The sequence below is a fragment of the Wolbachia pipientis genome (genome assembly GCF_030373985.1).
In the GTDB taxonomy this organism is placed as follows: Bacteria; Pseudomonadota; Alphaproteobacteria; order Rickettsiales; family Anaplasmataceae; genus Wolbachia; species Wolbachia pipientis_D.
In genome coordinates, this window is sequence record NZ_JAUCRB010000008.1 from 1 (window position 1) to 4,869 (window position 4,869).

A 4,869-nucleotide genomic window follows, 5' to 3' on the forward strand; every position below is an offset into this window, starting at 1 on the left:
TAGAGAAATCTTATCCAGTTCATTAATTGAACAAAAAAAAGTCTTATTCAATTTTTATAAATTATCTTATTAAAACTTTGCGCAATCTTATGGAAATCATTATCAATATATCTAGTGTTTACGGAGGTTTTATGAGTGCGCAAAGAGAAGCGTTTAGAATAAAGTTGGTGAAAATCCAACCTAGGCAAAGTCTAGCCAACAGCATAGAACAGACCATTATGCTAGACCTCTTGCATAACTCGATTTCTGATGGCAATTTTGTCGTCAAAGTTTGCCTATGCTCCTCAAATACATTCGAGTATTCTGCTCTCTTCCTAAAAACTTCTCATCATAAATAGGTTTTGCAAGAGGTCTGCTGCGTAAGGTAACGAGCGTAGTAAAGCTAATGGAATGGACAGTGCAGGGTGCAACGAAAGTGAAGGTAATGAGTCCCGAAATCCCTGACATCATAGAGGTCGACATTTTTCATGTGATGGAAGACAGCATGAAGGGTAACGAAAAGGCAAGTTATCACTCACTCTATCGGGATCTGAGGCCGTGTCATGTATTGAGATGGATTCTGAATGAACTTGGGAGATCCTTTGTGTTCCTATTAAGGTACGCTGGAACAAGTCAACAAAGGCGAGAACTGGCGAAAGATACAAAGGAAGTCGGACTGACTGATAGTACTCAGAGTGTGGGAAAGCCACATACAAGGGGAAGCGGTCAGCAATATAGCAACTGGTTTAGGGAATGTTATCCCAACACAACAGAGGTAGGAATATGATGCAAAAGAAACTAAATCAGATAGCGGTAAGAGCGAAGCAAGATGAGCGGTTAAAATTTACATCGCTGGTACATCTGATCAATGCAAAGAATCTTGCGGAGTGTTATAAGGAACTAAGACGTAACAAGGCTTGTGGTATAGATCAAGTAACAGTGGAAGCATATGGGAAAAATCTAGAGGAGAGACTTAAAGCGCTAGTAGATAGAATGAAGAGGAAGCAATATCAACCGCAACCAGTAAGGAGGGTATATATACCCAAGGCTGGAAGCAAGGAAAGTCGCGGGCTCGGAATACCATTTACAGAAGATAAGGTGGTACAGATAATGCTTAAGAAGATATTGGAAAATATTTATGAAGCAAATTTTCTGGACAACTCATATGGATTTCGACCTTGCAGAAGCTGTCACCAAGCGGTCAAAGCACTAAATCGAGCAGTTATGTACAAATCAACAAACTACATTGTAGAAGTGGATATCAAAAAGTTCTACGATAATATTCAGCATAAATGGCTAATGAAATGCTTAAGAGAACGAATAATAGACCCAAATTTATTGTGGTTAATAAAGCGATTTCTAAAGGCAGGAGTTATAGAAGCTGGACATTATGAAGCAACCGAACAAGGCACACCTCAGGGAGGAATAGTAAGCCCTGTATTAGCAAATATATACTTACACTATGTGCTGGACTTATGGTTTGAAAAGAAAGTAAAACCAAAATCTAGGGGATATATGGAGCTGATCAGGTATGCAGATGATCTTCTGGTGTGCTGTGAAAGTGAGGAAGATGCTAAGGAGTTTTTGGAGTCACTGGAACAAAGGTTAGGAAAATTCGGTTTGGAAATAGCTGAAAGCAAAACAAGAATAGTAAAGTTTGGAAAGAAGGGGTGGCAACAGGCAAAAAGAGAAAAGAAGAAAACGGAAAGTTTTGATTTTCTAGGATTCACGCACTATAGTGTAAAGAGTCGTAATGGCAGGCTAGTGATTGGGCATAAAACCTCAAAAATAAACCTAGCTAGAAAACTCAAAGAAATAAAAGAATGGTTAAAAACAATTCGTAATCAAATTTGTCTCAAAGACTGGTGGCAGGTACTCAAAGCTAAACTAAGAGGACACTATAACTACTTCGGAGTTAGTGGAAATTATCGGTGGCTCAGCAAGTTTAATTGGGCAGTAAAGAAACTAACGTTTAGGTGGATAAACCGACGTAGCCAGAAAAAGAGCATGAATTGGGAGCAATTTGTGCATTATACACAAGTCAATCCACTACCAGAACCAAAAATATGTTTTTCCTTATATACATTAGGAGGTATATCGTGAACGCTAATATTGTGGAGCCGTGTGCGGGAAAGCCGCAAGCACGGTTCTTGTGGGGGAGTTATAGAAATAAAATTCAATCAAGGAGGATAGGACATGACTTCTACCGAACAAAATGTTGAAAGGGAGCTAAAAAAGATCGCTAACAAAATTGACAAGGCTAGAAACCCTAATATTTTTACATTGTTACTTTTTTATCTTACTAGTGGCATTATTAACTCTTGCATTGGTGCTGCAGTTCTACGCTTTTCAGCTAAATGGAACCTTGGTAAAGTTCTAAAGTTTTTGATATGTTACAACATTGACCCCAATGCTAAAGATAGAAAGGGTAATACTGCTCTACATCTTGCTGTTAAATACGATCATGCGGATATATTTGAGACCCTTATGTCTAATGGCGCAAATGTTAATCTCTGTAATAATCATGGAGACACAGTAGCACACATTATAACTAGACGTAGTGACCATGTGACATTAAGATCAATACTCCAAAAAGGCGCTATGCTCAATATTAGAAATAAAGAAGGTGACGCTCCTTTACATATTGCTGTTTCAAATAACTGTGAATGGACGACAACAGTTTTATTACAGAATGGGGCAGATATAAATTTGGCAACTAAATACGGTTGTACACCTCTGCACATTGCTATTGCGAATCGTAATAAAGAGATGATGGAATTACTGCTACAAAGTGGAGCAGATACCGAAATAGGATACAATTCAGAAAATAAAGAATACACTGTGCTGGAAATGGTACTGGTTGAACGTCAGAAAGACATCATGGAATTATTGAATATTAACAGGAGGTAAGGTATGAGCATAACAAATTTAGAATTACAGGAAGAAATAAAATGTCACAATGAATTATATTATCAGCAAAACAAGCCTGAGATTAGTGATGCAGAATATGATGAACTGGTAAAAAAAGCTAATATACGAATTGTAGGTGCTGAGCCTGATGAAAGGTTTGGTAAGGTAAAACACCTTTATCCTATGCTTTCATTAAATAACTCTTATAGCAAAGAAGATGTAGGAAAATTCTTATTTAGAGTAAAAAAGCTTCTGAGTACTGATGAACTAGAAATCGCTTGTGAACTGAAAATAGATGGGCTATCTTTTTCCGCAGTTTATGAAGATGGAATACTAGTTAAGGCTTCAACTCGTGGAGATGGTTACTATGGTGAAAACATTACGAAAAATATTTCAACTATCAAGGACTTTCCCAAAGTGCTCTCCGGTGTAAAGGGTAGAGTAGAAGTTAGAGGTGAGGTTTACATAAGAAATGATGACTTTTTGAAGCTAAATGAAAATAATCAGTTTGCCAATCCACGCAATGCAGCTGCTGGCTCGCTAAGGCAACTAAATCCTGAAGTTACTGCTAGTAGACCATTAAAGTACTTTGCCTACTCTTTAGTTGGTGGAACAGAAAATACTCAATTTGAAGTATTAAATAGGCTAAGAGAACTAGGCTTCTGTGTTAACGAATATAAATTTTTAGCAAATAACATAGATGAAATACTGGAGTTCTATAACAAAGTATGTGACGAACGTTACAGTTTGGGGTATGACATCGATGGAATCGTCTACAAGGTTAATGATTTGAAGTTGCAAGGTAGGTTAGGAGACACTAACAAGGCACCACGTTGGGGATTAGCACATAAGTTTCCTGCGGCTTTGGGAAAGACCAAACTCAAAAAAATAATCGTTCAAGTAAGTCGATCAGGAATTCTTACACCAGTTGCTGAATTAGAACCAATCAATATAGGTGGTGTACTGATTTGTAGAGTAAACTTATATAATCAGGATGAAATTAAGCGCAAGGACATACGTGAGGGAGATATCGTAGTAGTGAAGCGAGCAGGAGATGTTATACCTAAGATAGTAAAAGTAGATAAAAGTGCTCGCTCTCCAGATGCACCTGAATATGAATTTCCAGAAGCTTGCCCCGAATGTGGTAGTGGAGTAGAAGAAAGGAGAGCTGAAGTAAGGTGTTCCGGTGAAAATGTTTGTAAAGTGCAGATGATAGAAAAGGTAAGACATTTTGCTTCATGTTTTAACATCACTGGATTTAACAGTAAGAAAATCGAGTTCTTCTCTGACCTCGGCCTGATAAAAGAGATTTCAGATATTTTTACTCTGGAGGAGAAATTAAGTAAGTTCAATCTAGAAGAACATCACGGATGGGGTAAGCAATCAATAGCTAATTTACTAGACTCTATCAATAGCAAAAGAGTTATGACCCTGGACAGATTCATATGTTCCTTGGGAATCGAATATATTGGACCTTGTATGGCAAAGCTACTTGCACAGCATTACAAGTCATATGAGAACTGGTACTTAGCTATGACTCAATTGCCAGCATTAAGACGTGCTAGAGCATGTGCTTCCTATACGCGGAGTGACGGTATGATTGTTCACCCACCTGAAGCATTTTCTAGGTTAATTAAAATCAATGGTATAGGAGATATGATTACTGCTTCCTTAATATGGCACTTTTCCGAATAAGAAAACATCAAAATGATAAGTGATCTTGCCTCTCACTTAACGATTCTTCCAGTGAGTACTCCTACTGCTACCAACTCCATCTTTAGCGGTAAGATCTTAGTTTTCACAGGAACTCTTTTGACTATGAAGAGGAAAGAGGCTTAAGCAAAAGTTGAAAGCTTAGGCGCAAAGGTTAGTTCGAGTGTTTCACCCAATACCAACTATAGACCTCTTGCGTAACTCATTTTTGCAACTCCCAGTTGTAAATTCCAGCTATGAGATTGAACCTTAACCCAAAACGTTTTC

At 37.9% G+C, this 4,869-nt stretch carries 2 protein-coding genes and 1 pseudogene; all 3 read left to right on the plus strand.

The annotated features are described in order from the left end of the window. Positions 1 to 762: 762 nt before the first annotated feature. The 3 genes and pseudogenes from ltrA (at position 763) to ligA (ending at position 4,803) form a co-directional block, all read left to right on the plus strand. Positions 763 to 2,082, plus strand: a complete 1,320-nt coding sequence (ltrA, locus tag QUS22_RS05400) for a group II intron reverse transcriptase/maturase (protein WP_289513968.1) — start codon at positions 763 to 765, stop codon at positions 2,080 to 2,082. Between the two features lie 93 nt (positions 2,083 to 2,175). Beyond that, positions 2,176 to 2,889 carry an ankyrin repeat domain-containing protein gene (locus QUS22_RS05405; RefSeq protein WP_289513969.1) on the plus strand — a complete coding sequence of 238 codons (714 nt, stop codon included), beginning with the start codon at positions 2,176 to 2,178 and terminating at the stop codon, positions 2,887 to 2,889. Between the two features lie 9 nt (positions 2,890 to 2,898). Then, positions 2,899 to 4,803: pseudogene (gene ligA / locus QUS22_RS05410) on the plus strand (NAD-dependent DNA ligase LigA). The last annotated feature ends 66 nt before the right edge of the window (positions 4,804 to 4,869 follow it).